General features: G+C 69.3%; 20 protein-coding genes. 10 read left to right on the top strand and 10 right to left on the bottom strand.

Annotated features, from left to right (window positions below; translation table 11 throughout):
* From FFS10_RS03080 to FFS10_RS03060, 5 genes are all read left to right on the top strand, one after another.
* Positions 1–1179, top strand: a 1179-nt coding sequence (locus FFS10_RS03080) for an AMP-binding enzyme (protein WP_171016206.1), incomplete at its 5' end; no start/stop codon positions are given.
* A 38-nt stretch (positions 1180–1217) separates the two neighbouring features.
* Positions 1218–2279 carry an aldo/keto reductase gene (locus FFS10_RS03075; protein ID WP_137891346.1) on the top strand — a complete coding sequence of 354 codons (1062 nt, stop codon included), beginning with the start codon at positions 1218–1220 and terminating at the stop codon, positions 2277–2279.
* 22 nt (positions 2280–2301) lie between these two features.
* Entirely contained in the window at positions 2302–2793 is a 492-nt protein-coding gene (locus FFS10_RS03070; RefSeq protein WP_137891344.1) for an aminoacyl-tRNA deacylase, read from the top strand.
* A gap of 24 nt (positions 2794–2817) precedes the next feature.
* Positions 2818–3444 (top strand): glycerol-3-phosphate 1-O-acyltransferase PlsY, encoded by a 627-nt coding sequence (gene plsY, locus FFS10_RS03065; RefSeq protein ID WP_137891342.1) that lies wholly within the window; start codon positions 2818–2820, stop codon positions 3442–3444.
* The gene (locus FFS10_RS03060) at positions 3441–3794 is read left to right on the top strand and encodes a RidA family protein (protein ID WP_137891340.1); all 354 of its coding nucleotides are present in this window, start codon (positions 3441–3443) and stop codon (positions 3792–3794) included. Before plsY ends, FFS10_RS03060 begins: the two co-directional genes overlap by 4 nt.
* Positions 3795–3812: 18 nt before the next feature.
* Here FFS10_RS03060 and FFS10_RS03055 read toward each other — a convergent pair whose 3' ends face one another.
* A complete protein-coding gene (locus tag FFS10_RS03055; protein ID WP_249931142.1) occupies positions 3813–4463 on the bottom strand; it encodes a retropepsin-like aspartic protease family protein in 651 nt (216 codons plus the stop codon).
* Positions 4463–4948 (bottom strand): YajQ family cyclic di-GMP-binding protein, encoded by a 486-nt coding sequence (locus FFS10_RS03050; protein WP_137891338.1) that lies wholly within the window; start codon positions 4946–4948, stop codon positions 4463–4465. Before FFS10_RS03050 ends, FFS10_RS03055 begins: the two co-directional genes overlap by 1 nt.
* A 43-nt stretch (positions 4949–4991) precedes the next feature.
* Between FFS10_RS03050 and murB the strand changes: the two genes are divergently transcribed.
* Entirely contained in the window at positions 4992–6032 is a 1041-nt protein-coding gene (gene murB / locus FFS10_RS03045; protein ID WP_137891336.1) for a UDP-N-acetylmuramate dehydrogenase, read from the top strand.
* Positions 6033–6052: 20 nt separating this feature from the next.
* On the opposite strand, the gene chrA is transcribed toward murB, so the two are convergent.
* From chrA to FFS10_RS03030, 3 genes are all read right to left on the bottom strand, one after another.
* Positions 6053–7417 carry a chromate efflux transporter gene (gene chrA / locus FFS10_RS03040; protein WP_137891334.1) on the bottom strand — a complete coding sequence of 455 codons (1365 nt, stop codon included), beginning with the start codon at positions 7415–7417 and terminating at the stop codon, positions 6053–6055.
* Positions 7414–8355, bottom strand: coding sequence for a chromate resistance protein ChrB domain-containing protein (locus FFS10_RS03035; RefSeq protein ID WP_137891332.1), 942 nt, complete (start codon positions 8353–8355; stop codon positions 7414–7416). Before FFS10_RS03035 ends, chrA begins: the two co-directional genes overlap by 4 nt.
* 185 nt (positions 8356–8540) lie before the next feature.
* The gene (locus FFS10_RS03030; RefSeq protein ID WP_171016041.1) at positions 8541–9557 is read right to left on the bottom strand and encodes a Bug family tripartite tricarboxylate transporter substrate binding protein; all 1017 of its coding nucleotides are present in this window, start codon (positions 9555–9557) and stop codon (positions 8541–8543) included.
* Between the two features lie 104 nt (positions 9558–9661).
* Here FFS10_RS03030 and FFS10_RS03025 point away from each other — a divergent pair, with 104 nt between their 5' ends.
* Complete coding sequence (locus FFS10_RS03025; protein ID WP_137891328.1) at positions 9662–10435, top strand: GntR family transcriptional regulator; 774 nt, start codon at positions 9662–9664, stop codon at positions 10433–10435.
* 18 nt (positions 10436–10453) lie between these two features.
* On the opposite strand, the gene FFS10_RS03020 is transcribed toward FFS10_RS03025, so the two are convergent.
* On the bottom strand, positions 10454–11656 hold the full coding sequence (locus tag FFS10_RS03020; RefSeq protein ID WP_137891327.1) for an amidohydrolase family protein: 1203 nt from the start codon (positions 11654–11656) through the stop codon (positions 10454–10456).
* A gap of 173 nt (positions 11657–11829) precedes the next feature.
* Here FFS10_RS03020 and FFS10_RS03015 point away from each other — a divergent pair, with 173 nt between their 5' ends.
* The gene (locus FFS10_RS03015) at positions 11830–12459 is read left to right on the top strand and encodes a flavin reductase family protein (protein ID WP_137891325.1); all 630 of its coding nucleotides are present in this window, start codon (positions 11830–11832) and stop codon (positions 12457–12459) included.
* 63 nt (positions 12460–12522) lie between these two features.
* On the opposite strand, the gene argG is transcribed toward FFS10_RS03015, so the two are convergent.
* The 4 genes from argG to FFS10_RS02995 all read right to left on the bottom strand — a co-directional run bounded on the left by argG (position 12523) and on the right by FFS10_RS02995 (position 15433).
* Positions 12523–13863 (bottom strand): argininosuccinate synthase, encoded by a 1341-nt coding sequence (gene argG, locus FFS10_RS03010; protein ID WP_137891323.1) that lies wholly within the window; start codon positions 13861–13863, stop codon positions 12523–12525.
* Positions 13864–13881: 18 nt separating this feature from the next.
* Positions 13882–14199, bottom strand: coding sequence for a pyrimidine/purine nucleoside phosphorylase (gene ppnP / locus FFS10_RS03005; RefSeq protein ID WP_137891321.1), 318 nt, complete (start codon positions 14197–14199; stop codon positions 13882–13884).
* A gap of 112 nt (positions 14200–14311) precedes the next feature.
* A complete protein-coding gene (locus FFS10_RS03000) occupies positions 14312–14983 on the bottom strand; it encodes a glycine zipper 2TM domain-containing protein (protein ID WP_137891319.1) in 672 nt (223 codons plus the stop codon).
* A 66-nt stretch (positions 14984–15049) separates the two neighbouring features.
* Positions 15050–15433 (bottom strand): arsenate reductase, encoded by a 384-nt coding sequence (locus FFS10_RS02995; RefSeq protein ID WP_137891317.1) that lies wholly within the window; start codon positions 15431–15433, stop codon positions 15050–15052.
* Between the two features lie 35 nt (positions 15434–15468).
* Here FFS10_RS02995 and folC point away from each other — a divergent pair, with 35 nt between their 5' ends.
* Both folC and FFS10_RS02985 read left to right on the top strand, forming a co-directional pair.
* On the top strand, positions 15469–16770 hold the full coding sequence (folC, locus tag FFS10_RS02990; RefSeq protein WP_283957570.1) for a bifunctional tetrahydrofolate synthase/dihydrofolate synthase: 1302 nt from the start codon (positions 15469–15471) through the stop codon (positions 16768–16770).
* Between the two features lie 11 nt (positions 16771–16781).
* Positions 16782–17579 (top strand): SPOR domain-containing protein, encoded by a 798-nt coding sequence (locus FFS10_RS02985; protein ID WP_137891313.1) that lies wholly within the window; start codon positions 16782–16784, stop codon positions 17577–17579.
* Positions 17580–17588 lie beyond the last annotated feature (9 nt).

Raw genomic sequence — 17588 nt, 5'->3', positions numbered from 1 at the left:
GCCGGGGCCAAGCCCAGGCTGCCGGAGCCAGAAACGCAAAGCGTGTTCTGGTCCCCGGCAGACTGGGCCTGGACCGGCGGGCTGATGGACGCGCTACTGCCTACGCTGTACTTCGGCCGCCCCATCGTGGCCTGCGCGAGCCGCTTCAGCCCCGAGCTGGCTTTCGGCCTGATGCAGCAGCATGGCGTGACGCACAGCTTTCTGTTCCCCACCGCGCTCAAGGCCATGATGAAGGCCTACCCCGAGCCGGGCCGGCATTTCAGCCTGAAGCTGCAGGCCCTGATGAGCGCCGGCGAGGCCCTGGGCGACACCGTGTTCGCCTACTGCCGCGACCAGCTCGGCGTGGTACCCAACGAGATGTTCGGCCAGACCGAGATCAACTACGTGGTCGGCAACTGCGCCATGAACCGTCAGGTTCATGCCGCCGCAGCGCAGGGCCGCCCCAAGCAAGGCGCGGCCCCCTCGGGGGGCAGCGAAGCACACGCAGTGGCGAGCGTGGGGGCTCCGGTCGGTTGGCCGGCCAGGCCCGGCAGCATGGGCAAGCCCTATCCGGGCCACCGCGTGGCCGTCATCGACGAGCAGGGCCGCGAATGCGCCGCGGGCGAGCAGGGCGAGCTGGCGGTGCACCGCCTGGACCGGCACGGCTTCCCCGACCCGGTGTTCTTTCTTGGCTACTGGAGGAACGAGGCCGCGACGCGCCTGAAGTTCGACGGCCAGGAGGGGGCAGGCGACTGGTGCCGCACCGGCGACCTCGCGGTGCGCGACAGCGAGGGCTACCTCTGGTACCGGGGCCGGGCCGATGACCAGTTCAAGTCGGCCGGCTACCGCATCGGGCCGGGCGAGATCGAGAACTGCCTGGTCAGGCACCCGGCCGTGGCCAACGCCGCCGTGGTGCCCAAGCCCGACCGCGAGCGTGGCGCCCTGGTCAAGGCCTATGTGGTGCTGACGCCCGCGGCCGCGCTCGAGCGCGGCGACGAGCCCTTCTCGCGCACCGAATGGGAGGCGCGGCTGGTCGCCGAGCTGCAGCAGCAGGTCAAGGCCCGGCTCGCGCCCTACGAATATCCGAAGGAGATCGAGTTCATCGACGCGCTGCCCATGACCACCACGGGCAAGGTGCAGCGGCGAGTGCTGCGCGAGTGGGAGGAAGAGCGCGCACGGGACCTGGGGCTGCGCCCGTAAACTCCGGCACTTCATCCCGCAATCCGTCCACGACCACCATGAACAAGATCCCGCTTGGCCAGAGCGATCTCCGCGTCACGCCCATCTGCCTGGGCACCATGACCTTCGGCGAGCAGGTCGACGAGGCCACGGCCCATGCCATCCTCGACCGTTCGCTCGAGCGCGGCGTCGACTTCATCGACACGGCCGAGATGTACGCGGTGCCGGCGCGCGCCGAGACCTTTGGCGCCACGGAGACCATCATAGGCCGCTGGCTGCGCCAGCGCCCCGGCGCACGCGAGAAGATCGTGCTGGCGACCAAGGTCGCCGGCCCTTCGCGCGGCATGCCCTGGGTGCGCGCCGGCCAGGGGTTGACGGCGGCGGACATCCAGGCCTCCTGCGAGGGCAGCCTGCGCCGCCTGCAGACCGAGGTGATCGACCTCTACCAGATCCACTGGCCCGAGCGCCATGTGCCGGCCTTCGGCGCGATGTACTACGAGCCGGCCAAGGAGCGTTCGCAGACCTCGCTCCACGAGCAGCTGGAGGCCCTGGGCCGCCTGGTCCAGGCCGGCAAGGTGCGCGCCATCGGCCTGTCCAACGAAACGCCCTACGGCGTGCACGAGTTCGTGCGCCTGGCCGAGCAGCACGGCCTGCCGCGTGTGGCCACGGTGCAGAACCCCTACTGCCTGGTCAACCGCAGCTACGAGAACGGCCTGGACGAGACCTGCCACCGCCTGGGCGTCTCGCTGCTGGCCTATTCGCCGCTGGGCTTCGGCCTGCTGACCGGCAAGTACGACGCTTCCGGCACCTCGGGGCCGGAGGCGCCGGCCCAGGCGCGCATCGCCAGGTACGAGTCGGTGCGCCAGCAGCGCTGGGGCCGGCCCGATGCGCTGGCCGCCGCGCGGCGCTACAACCGGCTCGCGCGCGAGCATGGCCTCACGCCCACGCAGATGGCGCTGGCCTTCTGCTACACGCAGTGGCGCGTGGCCAGCACCATCATCGGCGTGACCTCGCTGGCCCAGCTCGACGAGGACCTCGACGCCTGGGGCACGACGCTCACGCCCGAGCTGCTGGCGGCGATCGACGCGATCCGCTGGGAATCGCGCGACCCGGCCATCTGAGTCAGGCTGGCAGGAGGGCCGCATGGCAAAGAAGGCGCATGTTTCCGAAACGCCGGCCACGCAAATGCTGCGTAGCCACGGCGTGTCTTTCACCGAGCATCCCTACGAGTACCTGGAGCATGGCGGCGCCCAGCACAGCGCCGTCGCGCTGGGCCTGGATCCCTACACCGTGGTCAAGACCCTGATCATGCAGGACCAGGACGGCAAGCCCCTGGTGGTGCTGATGCACGGCAACCTGAAGGTCTCGACCAAGAACCTGGCGCGCCAGATCGGCGCCAAGTCGGTCGAGCCCTGCGCGCCCGAGGTGGCCAACCGCCACAGCGGCTACCTGGTGGGCGGCACCTCGCCCTTCGGCCTGCGGCGCGCCATGCCGGTCTACATCGAGCAGACCATTCTTGCGCTGCCGAAGATCGCGATCAACGGCGGTCGGCGCGGCTACCTGGTGGGCCTGGACCCGCAGGTCTGCGTGCAGCTGCTCGGTGCCAGGCCGGTGCAGTGCGCGCTGGCAGAATAGCGGGCTTGCTCCCGGGAGACCTCGTTGGATTCGCTTTACCCTGTGCTCGCGGCCCTGGCCGCCTACCTGATCGGCTCGCTGAGCTTCGCCGTCATCGTCAGCCGTGTCATGGGCCTGCAGGACCCGCGCAGCTACGGCAGCAAGAACCCAGGCGCCACCAATGTGCTGCGCTCGGGCAGCAAGGCCGCAGCCGCCGTCACGCTGCTGCTCGACGCGGTCAAGGGCTGGCTGCCGGTGGTGCTGGTCAAGTGGCTGGGCCAGCCCTACGGCTTGGGCGAGGGTACGGTGGCCATGGCCGGCCTGGCGGCCTTCCTGGGCCACCTGTACCCGGTGTTCTTCCGCTTCCAGGGCGGCAAGGGCGTGGCCACGGCGCTGGGCGTGCTGCTGGGCATCAGCGGCTGGCTGGGCCTGGCCGCGGCGCTGAGCTGGCTGATCATCGCCTTCTTCTTCCGCTACTCGTCGCTGGCCGCGCTGGTGGCGGCGCTGTTCGCGCCGGTCTATTACGTGTTCGGCGACGGCGTGGCCTGGGACATGAGCGGCGCCGTGCTGTTCGCGGTCTCGGTCATGGGCCTGCTGCTGGTCTACCGCCACCGCGAGAACATCAACCGCCTGCTGGCCGGCAAGGAATCCAGGATCGGGGCCAAGAAATGAGCGAACTGCAACGCCTGCACGTGGCGGCGCGCTACAGCGAGGCCGCCATCTTCAACCGCGTGGTCTACCTGGCCGGCATGGTGCCCGAGGGCGACGCGGTCGACATCCGGGGCCAGACGGCCGATGTGCTGGCCCAGGTCGACCAGCGCCTGGCCGAGGCCGGCAGCGACAAGACGCGCATCCTGCGCGCCCAGATCTACCTGGCCGACATGGCCGACATCGGCGCCATGAACGAGGTCTGGGACGCCTGGGTGCCGGCTGGCCATGCGCCGCCGCGCGCCACGGTGCAGGCGGCGCTCGCGCAGCCTCAGTGGAAGATCGAGATCGTGGTCACGGCCGCGCAGGCTTGAACACCCAGGCGCTCAGTATCAGTAGCGCCGCTCCAGCGTCATCTGCTCGTTGTCGCGCCGCATCTGGAAGCGGCTGAGGAAGCTGTTGCCCAGCAGCACATAGGGCATGCCCTGGGGCGTGACCACGGCATCGACCTCGTAGACCTCCACATCGGCGATGCGCACCGAGGCCAGCTTGAGCTGCCAGCCCTGGGTCACGCCGTTGGCCGTGTTCATGCGCACCGGCCGGCCGCCACGGTAGTCCAGGCCTATGCGTTCGGCGTCGGCCACGCTCAACCCCACGGCCGTGGCGCCGGTGTCGACCATGAACTGCACGGCGCGCCCGTTGATCGCGCCCTGGGTGGTGAAGTGGCCGCCGCTGCCCGCGCTCAGCACGATCCTGCCGCCGCTGCCGCGCGGGCCGGAGCCGCCCACGCTGGCCGGCGCATCGCCCACGCGCAGGGTGTGGCGCCGCCCGCCGAACTCCACCACCGCCTGCTCGCCGCTGGTGGACAGCAGCTTGACGCCCTGGTGGCTCTCGCCCGGCGCCAGCGTCCTGGGCGTGCCGCCGTCGACGATCAGCAGCGCCTTGCCGCCGAACATGCCCTGCAGCGCGACCGACTGGGCCAGGGCCACGCTGCTTGCAAGGACCAGGCAGGTGGCCAGCGCAGGGCTGCGCAGGATTTTCATCAGTCGCGGAAGTTGTTGAAGCTGATCGGCAGCTCGGTGATGTCCTTGCGCAGCAGGGCCATCGCGGCCTGCAGGTCGTCGCGCTTGGCACCGGTCACGCGCACCGCTTCGCCCTGGATGGCGGCCTGCACTTTCAGCTTGCTGTCCTTGATCAGCTTCTGGATCTTCTTGGCGTCCTCGCTGGCGATGCCGTTGCGCACCTTGACCAGCTGCTTGACCTTGTCGCCGCCGATCTTCTGCACTTCGCCCTTGTCGAGGAAGCGCACGTCCACGTTGCGCTTGGTCAGCTTGTTGCGCAGGATGTCCTCGACCTGGGAGAGCTGGAACTCGGCGTCGCCGAACAGCGTGATCTCCTTGTCCTTGATCTCGATCGCGGCCGAGCTGCCCTTGAAGTCGAAGCGCGTGGCGATTTCCTTGGCGGTGTTGTCCACCGCGTTCTTCACTTCCACCAGGTTGGGTTCGCAAACGGTATCAAACGAGGGCATGGTCGAAAAAAATGGCTGGGGGTTGGGATGCGACAATTCTCCCATGTTCCCCGAGAGAAATGTCCCCCTGCAGGCCTGCAACAGCTTTGGCATCGTCGCCAAGGCCCGTACCCTGGTGCGCGTGCGCGAGGCGGCCGACCTGCAGGCCGTGCTGGCCGATCCGCTGCTGGGGCCGGCACCGAAGTTCGTGCTCGGCGGCGGCAGCAACATCGTGCTGACCGGCGACGTCAAGTCCCTGGTGCTCAAGGTCGAGGTGCCGGGGCGCCGCCTGGTCGAGGAAACGCCGCGCGCCTGGGTCGTCGAGGCCGGCGCCGGCGAGAACTGGCACGATTTCGTGACCTGGACCCTGGACCAGGGCTGGCCCGGGCTGGAGAACCTGGCCCTGATTCCCGGCACCGTGGGCGCCTCGCCGGTGCAGAACATAGGCGCCTACGGCGTCGAGCTGCAGGACCGCTTCGAGTCCTTGGACGCGATCGACCTCACGACGGGCCAGCTGTTCACACTGGACGCGGCCCAGTGCGGCTTCGGTTACCGCGACTCGGTGTTCAAGCACGCCAGCAGCGCCCCCTACGGCCTGGGCCTGGCCGGGCGCGCGCTGATCCTGCGCGTGCGCTTTGCCCTGCCCAAACCCTGGAAGCCGGTGCTGGGCTACCTGGACCTGGAGCGCAAGATGCACGAGAGCGGCATAGACGCGCCCGACGCGCGCCAGATCTACGACTGGGTCTGCGCCGTCCGCCGCGCCAAGCTGCCCGATCCGCGGCAGATCGGCAACGCCGGCAGCTTCTTCAAGAACCCCACGGTGACGCTCGAGCAATGCGCCGACATCATAGGCCGCGACCCGCATGTGGTGCACTATCCCATGCCCGACGGCAGCGTCAAGCTGGCCGCGGGCTGGCTGATCGACGCCTGCGGCTGGAAGGGCAAGACCATGGGCCATGCCGGCGTCTACGAGAAGCAGGCGCTGGTGCTGGTCAATCGCGGCGGCGCCACGGGCGGCGAGGTGGTGACGCTGGCGCGCGCGATCCAGACCAGCGTCTACGAGCGCTTCGGCATCCGGCTGGAGCCGGAGCCGGTGGTGGTTTAAAGGCCGTTCGCCGTCTGGGCTCAGGGCATCAGCATCCTGAAAGTCAGGCCGACCAGCGCGCAGGCCGCGATGACGTGAATGACGTTGCGCTTGAAGCGCAACAGCGCGATGGCCGCGCCGAGCGCGATCAGGGCGGAGGCCCAGTCAAAACTGCCCGCAAAGCCCCTGGGCCAGAGCACGTGGTAGCCGAAGAACAGCGCCAGGTTCAGGATCACCCCGACCACGGCGGCCGTGATTGCCGTCAGCGGCGCGGTGAACTTGAGGTCGTCGTGGGTCGATTCGACGAGCGGGCCGCCGGCCAGAATGAACAGGAAGGAGGGCAGGAAGGTGAACCATGTCACCAGCGTTGCCGCCACGGCGCCGGCCAGGAACAGCGCGTCCGGGCCGAACAGGGCTTTGACGTAGCCGCCGACGAAGCCGACGAAGGCCACCACCATGATCAGCGGCCCCGGCGTGGTCTCGCCCAGGGCCAGGCCGTCTATCATCTGGCCGGGCGTGAGCCAGCCATGGTGGCCGACCGCGCCCTGGTACACATAGGGCAGCACCGCATACGCGCCGCCGAAGGTCAGCAACGCGGCCTTGGTGAAGAACCATCCCATCTGCGTGAGCGTGTGGTTCCAGCCCAGGCCGGCCGCCAGCAAGCCCATGGGCACCAGCCACAGCAGGGCGCCGACCCCGGCGATCTGCGCCAGCCTGCCCCAACGAAACCGGGCGTGCTCCGGCGTCGGCGTGTCGTCGTCGATCAGCGCCGGGCCAAAGGACTTGTCGACCTTGTCGTGGCCGCCGCCCGCCTTGAACTTGTCCGGCGCCAGGCGGCCGCCGATGTGGCCGATCAGGGCTGCCGCCGCGACGATGGCAGGGAATGGCACATTGAGCGCGAAGATCGCGACAAAGGACGCGGCGGCGATGCCCCAGAGCCAGTTGTTCCTGAGCGCCCGCGAGCCTATGCGGTGAGCCGCCTGTACCACGATGGCGGTGACGGCAGGCTTGATGCCGTAGAACAGCCCGGCGACCAGCGGCACGTCGCCGAAGGCGATGTAGAGCCAGGACAGCGCAATGAGGATGAACAGCGAGGGCAGCACGAACAGCGCACCCGCCACGATGCCGCCCCAGCTGCGGTGCATCAGCCAGCCGATGTAGGTGGCCAGCTGCTGTGCTTCGGGCCCGGGCAGCACCATGCAGTAGTTGAGCGCGTGAAGAAAGCGCTTTTCGCTGATCCAGCGGCGCCGCTCCACGAGCTCGCTATGCATGATGGCGATCTGCCCGGCCGGTCCGCCGAAGCTGATGAAACCCAGCTTGAGCCAGAAGGCGAATGCCTGCCGGAAGCTGACTTCCCGGGGGCGCGCGCCCTGTTGCCCGTTCAGAGTCGTGGTGGCTTCGCTCATTCGGATTTTCCTTGTCGGCTGAAAGCCGCGAGCAGTCCGTCGAACACGCTGGCGGCGCAGGCCAGGAGTCGATCGTCGTCGGTGATGGCCTCGCGCAGCCCCGCCAGCACGCTTTCCACCCCGGCGGCCTCGGGCGCTTGCACCCCACCCACATCGAGGTAGTGCACGAGCTGTCCGAGTTGCAGCAATGCGGGTTGCGTGAGGCCGAAGCTCGCCGCCAGCACCTCGAAGCTGACGCGGCCGCCGACATGGCTGAAGGCTGCGCCGTCGAAGTCGAAGCCCAGTGCATCCGGCGGACAGTCGGCGGGGCTGGCGAGCCAGAGGATGCGGGCCTGGGGGTCGATGTAGCGGCGGATCAGCCAGGCGCTGGCGAGCCGGTCCACCCAGGGCCGCCGCCGGGTCGCCCACACGCGCCCCCGGTACTGCGCGAGCTGGCGGGGCCGAATGTCGCCAGCCACCTCATGCGGCTCATCGGGGGACAGGGTGCGTGCAGTCGCCAGTTCCAGATCGCGTAAAGCGGCCTCGGCCTGTCGCTGGGCCTCGCCCGGGAAGAAGTCGATCTCGCCAAGCGCCGCAAAGCTCTTGCGGAGCTTGCGCGCAAGCCTGATGCTGTCCTGCACCGTTTCGGCGCTGAGCGCCGCACGCGCCTGGGTGGCGTCGCTCAGCAGGGCGGCGAAATCGCCGCTGCGGTCGAACAAGCCGGTGAAGTTCGCGCCTTCCGGTTCCTCGACACGCAGCACCAGGGCCGTGCCGCCGCCTTCGCGCACCTCGGCCGCCAGCGCGTCGAGCGTGATGCGGCAAGCCTCACGTTCCGGCAGCAGGTAGACGCCATCCCTCAGCACCGCTGCGCCGGATGCCTTGAGGGCGCGCCAAATCCGTTGCCGAACGGTGGCGTTCTCGGTGGGCAGGCTGGTGACCAGGGCGATCCAGAAATTCATGTCGTAAATTCTACAATTATGTAGATATTTACTCATTAAATTTCTGGGCGCTGGCGATGCTATCCCATCGCCAGGAGCCTGTCGCCCGGACATCCGGGGTCAGGCGCGGGCTCGCCCAAGACCACCCGTGCCCGGACGCGGCAGCGCTTGCCGAATCGAAAAACAGCCGGACCTGCGCCTCAGGCTCACTCGCCCGCGCCGGCGGCCATGGCCGCGCTGGCCACGCTGCGCACGCGCTGCGCGTCCTCGCGGATGCGGCGGCTGAAGGCCTGGGGCGTCTCGCCCTCGGTGTTGACGCCGGCCTTCTGCAGCTTCTGCCAGACCTCGGGTTCCTGCAGCACCTCGCCCAGCGCCTTGTTCAGGCGTGCCGTGATCTGGGCCGGCAGCTTGGCCGGGCCGAACAGGCCGTTCCAGACCGTGATCTCGAAGCCCTTGAGCGAGGTGGAGTCGGCCAGCGGCGGGATCTGCGGCGCCACGCGCAGCCTGCCCAGCGAGGTCACGCCGACCGGCTGCAGCTTGCCCGACTCGAACTGGGCCAGGGCCGACGGGGGCATCAGGAAACCGAGGTCCACATTGCCGGCCGCGATGTCGACCGTCATCTGCGCCGCACCGCGATAGGGCACGTGGCGGATGCGCGTGCCGGCCTTCTGGTTCAGCAGCTCGCCGGCCACATGCAGGGCCGTGCCTATGCCCGAGGAGGCGAAGGTCACGCTGCCGGGCTCGCGCCGGGCCTTGGCCAGCACGTCCTCCACGCTCTTGAAGCCGGCCTTGGGGCTGGCGACCAGCAGCATCGGCATCACGCCGATCAGGCCGATGTGGGTCAGGTCGGTCTCGCCGTTGTACTTGATGGCCGGGTTGAACATGCGCGCGAGCGTGATCTCGCTGCTCGAGGCCATCATCAGCGTGTAGCCGTCCGGCGCCGCGTTGACGACCTTCTGGCCGGCAATGGTGCCGGCTGCGCCGCCGATGTTCTCGATCACCACGTTGGTGCCGAGCTTGCGGCCCAGCGGCTCGGCGATGGTGCGCGCGATCATGTCGGCGCTGCCGCCGGCCGGGAAGCCCACGACCAGGGTGATGGGCTTCCTGCCCGGCCATTCCTGCGCCTGGGCGAGGCCGCTGCCCAGGGCCGGCAGCACGGCCGCGGCCGTGAGCGCGCAGGCGCGGATCAGGAGTCCACGTTTGGAGGGCTGGGTGGAGGACATGAATTTCCTTTCATGAGGGCAGGGCGGCCTGCCGCATCGGGATAATGGGATCGGGTGTATTGTGACAATAAAAAACTGTTTTGTCACAATAAAAACCATGTGGCATGATGGCGTACTCGCAGATCCGTACCGCCATGGCCCGCCGAACCCTTTCCGCCGCCCAACCCGCCCCGGCCGAGCCGGAAGCCGAAGCCCCGCTCAGCGACGAGAGCGCTGACGAGGCGCGCGTGCGCAACGCCCTGATCGAGGCCGTGCTGTCGAACCAGCTGCCGCCCGGCACGCGCCTGGTCGAGAGCCCGCTGTGCCAGGCCTTCGGCGTCAACCGCTCCCTGCTGCGCCGGGTGTTCGTGCAGCTGGCGGGCGAGCGCGTGATCGAGCTGCACCGCAACCGCGGCGCGGTGGTCGCGGCGCCCACCCAGGAGGAGATGCGCCAGGCTTTCGAGGCCAGGCGCCTGATCGAAGGGGCGGTGCTGCAGGCGCTCAGCGAGCGGGCCCAGGGGCCTTACCTGGCCTCGGTGCGCCAGCTGGTCTGCGAGGAGCACGACGCCTACCGCAAGGGCGACCGCTCGCGCTGGGTGCGCCTGTCGGGCGAGTACCACCTGCGCCTCACGGCCCTGCTGGGCAACCAGGATCTCGATCACATGCTCAAGAGCCTGGTCACGCGCACCACGCTGATGAAGGCGCTGTACGGCGCGCCGGAGCGCAGCACCTGCTCCTTCGACGAGCACAACGCCATCCTCGATGCGCTGGAGGCCGGCAATGTGCCGCTGGCCTGCCAGCTGATGTCGGCTCACCTCAACGATGCCGAACGTCAGCTCAAGCGCGACACCGGGGCCAGCCAGGTCGATCTGATGAAGCTGTTCGGATCGCCGGCCTGAGCGCGGCCCGCGGCAAGCTCAGTCGCCGTCGGGCAGCAGGCATTGCCCGGCGCGCGCGACCACGCGCCCGCGCTTGAGCACCAGCCGGCGCAGCGGATGCATGGCCACGGCCTCGGCGGCGGTTTCGGCCTCGACCAGCACCAGGTCGGCGTCCGAGCCCAGGGCCAGGCCGTAGCGGGGGGCGCCCATGAGCTGCGCGCCGCCGTAGGTGGCCATGTGCAGGGCCAGCTCCAGGCCCGGATCGTCGCGGAAGCCGTTGCGGTAGGCGATCAGGTAGGCGCGCTCGAGCATGTCGCCGTTGTTGAGCGGGCTCCAGGTGTCGCGCACCCCGTCCGAGCCGGTGAACAGGCGCACGCCGCGCTCGTGCAGCAGGCGCACCGGTGGGAAAGGGGTGGGGCCGGAGGGCGCGTGGGTCATGATGGCGATGTCGTTCTCGCGCAGCAGGGCGATCAGCCCGTCCAGCCTTGCCGGCTCCACGCTGCCCAGGCAGAAGGCGTGGCTGATCGCCACCTTGCCGGCCAGGCCCAGGCTGCGCGTGCGCTCGGCGATCATCTCGACCGTGACCGCTCCGAGCTCGCCGCGGTCGTGCAGGTGGATGTCGATGCCGCAGCCATGGCGTTCGGCGATCGCGAAGATGCCGTCGAGCTGGCCCTTGGGGTCGCGGTCCACGCCTATGGGATCGAGCCCGCCTATCACCCGGGCGCCCTCGCGCACCGCCTGCTCGAGCAGTTCCAGCGTGCCCGGCCGGATCATCACGCCGGTCTGCGGGAAGGCCACGATCTCGACGTCGATGGCCTCGCGGTGCTGCTCGGCCATGGCCTGCACGCCGTGCAGGTGGGCCAGGCCGACCTCGGGTCCCACGTCCACATGGCTGCGCACATGGGTGGTGCCGCAGGCCAGCATGCGGCGCAGCAGGCGGGCGCTTTGCCGCTCGGGCGACAGGCCCAGGGTGGCGAGCACGCGGCGCTCGTTCGCGATCTTGTCCATCAAGCTGGGGCCGGCCTGGTGCGGATGCCAGGGCGTGCCCCACAGCGTCTTGTCGATGTGGGCGTGGGCGTCGACCAGGCCCGGCAGGATCAGGCAGCCGCCGGCGTCCACGACCTCGTCGCCGGGACGGGCCGGCAGTTCGGCGCCCAGCTCGGCGATGCGGCCCTTGCGCACGGCCAGGTCGGTGATGGCGCCGCCCCAGGGGCGGCCGCCGCGTATCAGCAGGTCTTGCATGGTCGATCCTCTCGGCGCCCGGTGGCGCAGGTCTTTCCCGTTGGCGGGTCAGGGCTATTGTGACATGGAAATTTTTAATAGTCACAATACACATTCAGATTGTGACAATTTATCCGATCCATGGCACCATGACGCATGGCCCGTGCCCGACCTGACCCGACAAAGGACCCGCGATGAACATCGATTTTTCCGCGCTGACCGAGTACCAGCGCTACAAGCTGATGGCCAGCCTGATCGTGCCGCGGCCGATCGCCCTGGTCACCACCCTGGGCGAGACCGGCGTGGTGAACGCTGCGCCCTTCAGCATGTTCAACATGCTGGGCGAGGAGCCGCCCATAGTGATGATCAGCGTCAACCGCCTGCAGGACGGCCAGCTCAAGGACACGGCGGCCAACATCCAGCGCAGCCGCGAGTTCGTGGTCCATCTGTGCGACGAGGACCTGGCCGAGCAGATGCACCGCTGCGGCGACCGGCTGCCGCCCGAGGTCAGCGAGCTGTCCGCCGTGGGGCTGAGCACCGCGCCGTCCTGCGCGATCGTGCCGCCGCGCATCGCCGAGGCGCCGGTGGCCTTCGAATGCACGCTGTGGGAGACGCTGGAGACCGACAGCCGCCAGATCTTCATCGGCCAGGTGCGCTGGATGCACGCGCGCGACGAACTGATCGACACCCAGGCTTGGCGGGTGCGGCTGCAGAACTACTTTCCGGTGGGGCGCTTCGGCGCGAGCTTTTACGTCAAGACGCGCGAGCGCTACGCGCTGCAGGCGCAGGCCAGCGCCCGCTCGACGGCGATCGACGAGATGTGAAGGGCGCGGGCCGGCGCCTGGCGCGCGCGGCCCGTACGCAGCCTGTGCGGCTGCGGGGCGTGTTCAGTCGCCCTGCTTGTCACCCAGGCTCAGCAACTCCGCGCCCACGCCCGCCGACAGCAGGCCGGTCTGCGAGTAGATGCCCAGCTTGGCGCGCGTGTCGCTGATGTCGAGGTTGCGCATGGTCAGCTGGCCGATGCGGTCCAGCGGGCTGAACGGCGCGTCTTCCACCTTCTCCATCGACAGGCGCTCGGGCGCGTAGGTGAGGTTGGGGCTCTCGGTGTTGAGGATGGAGTAGTCGTTGCCGCGGCGCAGCTCGAGCGTCACCTCGCCGGTGACGGCGCGCGCCACCCAGCGCTGGGCGGTCTCGCGCAGCATGATGGCCTGCGGGTCGAACCAGCGGCCCTGGTAGAGCAGGCGGCCGAGCTTGCGGCCGTTGTCGCGGTACTGCTCTATGGTGTCCTCGTTGTGGATGCCGGTCACCAGCCGCTCGTAGGCGATGTGCAGCAGCGCCAGGCCCGGGGCCTCGTAGATGCCGCGGCTCTTGGCCTCGATGATGCGGTTCTCGATCTGGTCGCTCATGCCCAGGCCGTGGCGGCCGCCGATGCGGTTGGCCTCCAGGATCAGCGCCACCGGGTCGTCGAAGCTCTGGCCGTTCAGCGCGACCGGCTGGCCTTCCTCGAAGCGCACGGTCACTTCTTCTCGCTTGACCTCGACCTCGTCACGCCAGAACGCCACGCCCATGATGGGGTTGACGATCTTGATGCCCGAGCTCAGGTGCTCCAGGTCCTTGGCCTCGTGCGTGGCGCCCAGCATGTTGGAGTCCGTGCTGTAGGCCTTTTCCACCGACATCTTGTAGTCGAAGCCGTTGGCGATCAGGAACTCGGACATCTCCTTGCGGCCACCCAGCTCGTCGATGAACTGCTGGTCCAGCCAGGGCTTGTAGATCTTGAGCGCCGGGTTGGTCAGCAGGCCGTAGCGGTAGAAGCGCTCGATGTCATTGCCCTTGAAGGTCGAGCCGTCGCCCCAGATGTTGACCTCGTCCTCCTTCATGGCGGCCACCAGCATGGTGCCGGTGACGGCGCGGCCCAGGGGCGTGGTGTTGAAGTAGGTCGCCCCGGCGGTGGTGATGTGGAAGGCGCCGCTTTGCAGCGCGGCTATGCCCTCGTGCGCCAGCTGGCGGCGGCAGTCGATCAGGCGGGCCAGCCTGGCGCCGTACTGCAGGGCCTTGCGCGGGATGGCGTCGTAGTCCGGCTCGTCGGGCTGGCCCAGGTTGGCGGTGTAGGCATAGGGCTCGGCGCCCTTGAGCTTCATCCACAGCAGGGCGGCGCTGGTGTCCAGGCCGCCGGAGAAGGCGATGCCGACCTTCTGGCCGATGGGGAGGTTCTGAAGAATGGTGGCCATGGCGAACAGTCCCTTGGATCAACCGAAATGGCAGATGTAGTGGTAGGGCTCGGTCACGCGGATCTCGAAGCTCGAGTTGCCGGGGATGCTGAACTTCTCGCCGGGGCCGGATTTGAGCCAGGCTTCGCTGCCGGCCAGCTTGTACTCGCAGCCGCCGGCCACGCATTCCATGATCTCGGGCGCGCCGGTGTTGAAAGTGAGCGTGGCCGGCAGGACCACGCCGACCGACTTCTTGGTGCCGTCGGGGAAGGTGATGCCGTGGCTGACGCACTTGCCGTCGAAGTAGACGCTGGCCTGGGTGTTGACGGACACGCCGTCGATCTTGTCGGTGCTCATGGATGGGCTGCTTTCCGTGCGTTGCGTTCGCGTGCGGACCGGTGCGTCATGCACCGGCACGATGGGGTGAAACAGCGAATTTTAGGCCACCCGCCAGCCTGGGCGGCGGGCGTCAGTGGCGGCCGCCGTGGCGGACGTAGCCGAAGTTCAGCGACAGGCCGCCGGGCGCGGGCGCGTCGTAGTAGGGGCGCGCGGGATAGTGGCCAGGATAGGCGACCGTCGGCGCGGCGTAGACCGGCGCCGTCGGGTAGTAGGTGGTGGTGCTGCTCATGCCATAGGGCTGCTGGGGCGCGACGGGCGTGTAGCCGGGAGGGGGCGGCATGCTGATCGGCGAGACCTGCAGCCGCACCGTGGGGCCGGGGTCGCTGGGCATCTGGGCCTGGTATTGCTTGCCCGCGTATTCGTAGACGACGTCGTAGCCGACGGTGCGCTGCTCGTAGAAGGTCTGCGTGCCGCATTGTTGGACGTTCTGCACCTGCGCCTGGCCGCCGCCCTCGATCTGGTCGCCGACCATCGCGCCGCCGACCAGGCCTATCATGGTGGCCAGGGCGCGGCCGCCGCCGTTGCCCACGGCGTTGCCGACCGCGCCGCCGGCCAGTGCGCCCATCACGGCGCCTGCGCCCGAGCGCGGCGCGGGGGTCAGCACCTGCTGGGTCTCACAGACCTGGCGCGGCACGGCCACCTGCTGGACGATGGGGCTGCTGGACAGCACGCGGCCGAACTCATCGGCCAGGGCCGCGCCGGCCAGCGGCAGCAGCAGGGCGAAAGCCATCGCGTGTTTCATGGCAGCACCTCTTTTGAATTCTGGACAAGCGAAAACTGCGTCGATTCTAGTTTTCGCGGGGCTGCGTCAAGGGTTCATGAGGCGTAAAGCCTGTGTAAAAACCTCGTCGGAAAAGCCCACGGTCACGCGGGCTTCGGGGCCTGGGCCCCATTCGACCACCGGCCGCTTGATCGCGCTGGACTGGGCGCGCAGCAGGGCGCCGGCCGAGGCCGCGTCGCTCACGCCGGCCTGCACCTCGGGCGCGAGCTTGCGCCAGGTCGTGCCCTGGCGATTGAGCAGCTTGTCCCAGCCCGCCGCCGCCAGCCAGGCCTGCAGCCGGTCCTCGGGCACGCCCTGCTTCTTGAAATCGTGGAACTGGTAGGCCATGCCCTGGCCGGCCAGCCAGGCGCGGGCTTTCTTGACGGTGTCGCAGTTGGCGATGCCGTACAGCGTGATCGTGGGTGTTTGCATGGCGCGCATCATGCTCGAAATGGTCCTGGGCGACAATTCCGCCATCTATGAAGACCTTACCGGAATGGCTCGCCCACTGCGAGCAGCTGCATCCCAAGACCATCGAACTGGGGCTGGACCGCGTGCGGACCGTGGCCGAGCGCCTGGGCCTGCGCTTCGACTGCCCCGTGATCACGGTGGCGGGCACCAACGGCAAGGGCTCGACCTGCGCCATGCTCGAGGCCATCCTGCTGCAGGCCGGCTGGCGCACCGGCGTCTACACCTCACCGCACCTGGTGCATTTCGAGGAGCGCTGCCGCCTGCGCGGCGATCCGGTGCAGGCCGACGCCCTGGTGGCGGCCTTCGAGCGCGTCGAGGCGGCGCGCGGCGAGGTCTCGCTGAGCTATTTCGAATTCACCACCCTGGCCATCCTGGACCTGATGGCCGGCGCTGGCCTGGACGTCGCCATCCTCGAGGTCGGCCTGGGCGGGCGGCTGGACGCGGTCAACGTGGTCGACCCGGACTGCGCCATCATCACCAGCATCGACCTCGACCACATGGAGCTGCTGGGATCGGACCGCGAGAGCATAGGCCGGGAGAAGGCCGGCATCCTGCGCACCGACCGACCGGCCATCGTCAGCGACCCGCTGCCGCCGCAAAGCGTGATCGATCGCGCCACCGAGATCGGCGCCGACCTGTGGCGCTTCGGCCGCGACTTCAACTTCTCCGGCGACAAGCAGCAATGGGCCTGGGCCGGGCGCGGGCGGCGCTACAGCGGCATGGCCTACCCGGCCCTGCGCGGCGCCAACCAGCTGGTCAACGCCTCGGGCGTGCTGGCGGCGCTGGAGGCGCTGCGCGCGCGCCTGCCGGTCACGGCCCAGGCGGTGCGCAACGGCCTGGCCATGGTCGAGCTGCCGGGGCGCTTCCAGATCGTGCCGGGCCAGCCGGTGCTGGTGCTGGACGTGGCGCACAACCCGCATTCGGTCGCGGCCCTGGCCGAGAACCTCGACGCCATGGGCTTTTACCCGACCACCCATGCGGTGTTCGGCGCCATGGCCGACAAGGAGCTGGGCCTGATGTTCGACCGCATGGCGCCGCTGGTGGACCGCTGGTATTTCTGCGACCTGCCGACCGGCCGCGCGGCGCCGGGCGCCAGCCTGCACGCCCAGTGGCTGGCGCGCCAGCCGCGGGAAGGGACCGCGGCCAGTGTGCATGCCGACCCCATGGCCGCCCTGAGCGCCGCCATCGCGGCGGCGGACCCCGCTGATAGAATCGTGGTCTTTGGTTCGTTCTACACGGTGGGCGGCGTGTTGCAGGACGGGATCCCCCGTCTGCAGGCCAAGCACCTGAGCGCTTGAGTCTGCACTTCATGGCCTTTTTCAAGTTCCGACTGCCCGGACAGTCTGCAGCGCCCCGGGGTGGCCGCGAGGCTGCGGCGGCCGTGCAGGCCGAGAGCGTGGACGCGCTGCGCCGGCGTGCCCGGCACCGCCTGATCGGCGCGACCGTGCTGGTGCTGGCGGCCGTGATCGGCTTCCCCCTGCTGTTCGACACCCAGCCGCGCCCGGTCTCGGTGGACGTGCCCATCAGCATCCCGGATCGCCAGAAGGCCAAGCCTCTGACATTGCCCGCCACGCCGGCGGCTCCGTCCGCCACGGCCTCGCCGGCGGCAACGCAGGCCCAGGTCGGCGCCACGGCGGGCCTGGGCCCGAACGAGGAGGTGCTTTCCGCGCCCCGTGCGGCGGCCACGCGACCCGTCGAGCCCAAGCCGGCGCCGCCGGCTCCCAAGATCGATACGCCTCCCGCGCCCAAGGCCGAGCTCAAGCCCGCAGCCAAGCCGGAGCCCAAGGCCGAGGCGCAGGCCAAGCCCGCGGCCCAGTCCGACGAGGCGAGCAAGGCGCGTGCCCTGCTCGAGGGCAAGGACGGCGAGAGCACCGACGCGGACCGCGTGGTGGTCCAGGTCGGCGCCTTCTCCGACGCGAGCAAGGCTCGCGAGGCGCGCGCCAAGCTCGAGAAGGCCGGCCTCAAGACCTACACCCAGGTGGTGGAGACCAAGGATGGCAAGCGTGTGCGGGTCCGCGTGGGCCCGTTCGCCAACAAGGCCGAGGCCGACAAGGCGGCCAGCAAGATCAAGAAGCTGGATCTGCCCGCGGCCATCCTGACGCTGTGACGGGCTGAG

This window comes from Ramlibacter sp. 2FC, assembly GCF_005503345.1.
Classification (GTDB): Bacteria; Pseudomonadota; Gammaproteobacteria; order Burkholderiales; family Burkholderiaceae_C; genus SCMQ01.
Note: the sequence above shows the minus strand (reverse complement) of the source record. Positions and strands in the feature narration are given on the sequence as shown.

Coding starts and splice junctions, on each gene's coding strand:
- FFS10_RS03070 (WP_137891344.1), top strand. CDS start 2,302: ATGGCAAAGAAGGCGCATGTTTCCGAAACGCCGGCCACGCAAATGCTG.
- ppnP (WP_137891321.1), bottom strand. CDS start 14,199: ATGAGCACCGACAAGATCGACGGCGTGTCCGTCAACACCCAGGCCAGC.
- murB (WP_137891336.1), top strand. CDS start 4,992: ATGTTCCCCGAGAGAAATGTCCCCCTGCAGGCCTGCAACAGCTTTGGC.
- argG (WP_137891323.1), bottom strand. CDS start 13,863: ATGGCCACCATTCTTCAGAACCTCCCCATCGGCCAGAAGGTCGGCATC.
- FFS10_RS03075 (WP_137891346.1), top strand. CDS start 1,218: ATGAACAAGATCCCGCTTGGCCAGAGCGATCTCCGCGTCACGCCCATC.
- chrA (WP_137891334.1), bottom strand. CDS start 7,417: ATGAGCGAAGCCACCACGACTCTGAACGGGCAACAGGGCGCGCGCCCC.
- FFS10_RS03025 (WP_137891328.1), top strand. CDS start 9,662: ATGATGGCGTACTCGCAGATCCGTACCGCCATGGCCCGCCGAACCCTT.
- FFS10_RS03055 (WP_249931142.1), bottom strand. CDS start 4,463: ATGAAAATCCTGCGCAGCCCTGCGCTGGCCACCTGCCTGGTCCTTGCA.
- FFS10_RS02995 (WP_137891317.1), bottom strand. CDS start 15,433: ATGCAAACACCCACGATCACGCTGTACGGCATCGCCAACTGCGACACC.
- FFS10_RS02985 (WP_137891313.1), top strand. CDS start 16,782: ATGGCCTTTTTCAAGTTCCGACTGCCCGGACAGTCTGCAGCGCCCCGG.
- FFS10_RS03030 (WP_171016041.1), bottom strand. CDS start 9,557: ATGTCCTCCACCCAGCCCTCCAAACGTGGACTCCTGATCCGCGCCTGC.
- FFS10_RS03060 (WP_137891340.1), top strand. CDS start 3,441: ATGAGCGAACTGCAACGCCTGCACGTGGCGGCGCGCTACAGCGAGGCC.
- FFS10_RS03000 (WP_137891319.1), bottom strand. CDS start 14,983: ATGAAACACGCGATGGCTTTCGCCCTGCTGCTGCCGCTGGCCGGCGCG.
- FFS10_RS03015 (WP_137891325.1), top strand. CDS start 11,830: ATGAACATCGATTTTTCCGCGCTGACCGAGTACCAGCGCTACAAGCTG.
- FFS10_RS03020 (WP_137891327.1), bottom strand. CDS start 11,656: ATGCAAGACCTGCTGATACGCGGCGGCCGCCCCTGGGGCGGCGCCATC.
- FFS10_RS03050 (WP_137891338.1), bottom strand. CDS start 4,948: ATGCCCTCGTTTGATACCGTTTGCGAACCCAACCTGGTGGAAGTGAAG.
- FFS10_RS03035 (WP_137891332.1), bottom strand. CDS start 8,355: ATGAATTTCTGGATCGCCCTGGTCACCAGCCTGCCCACCGAGAACGCC.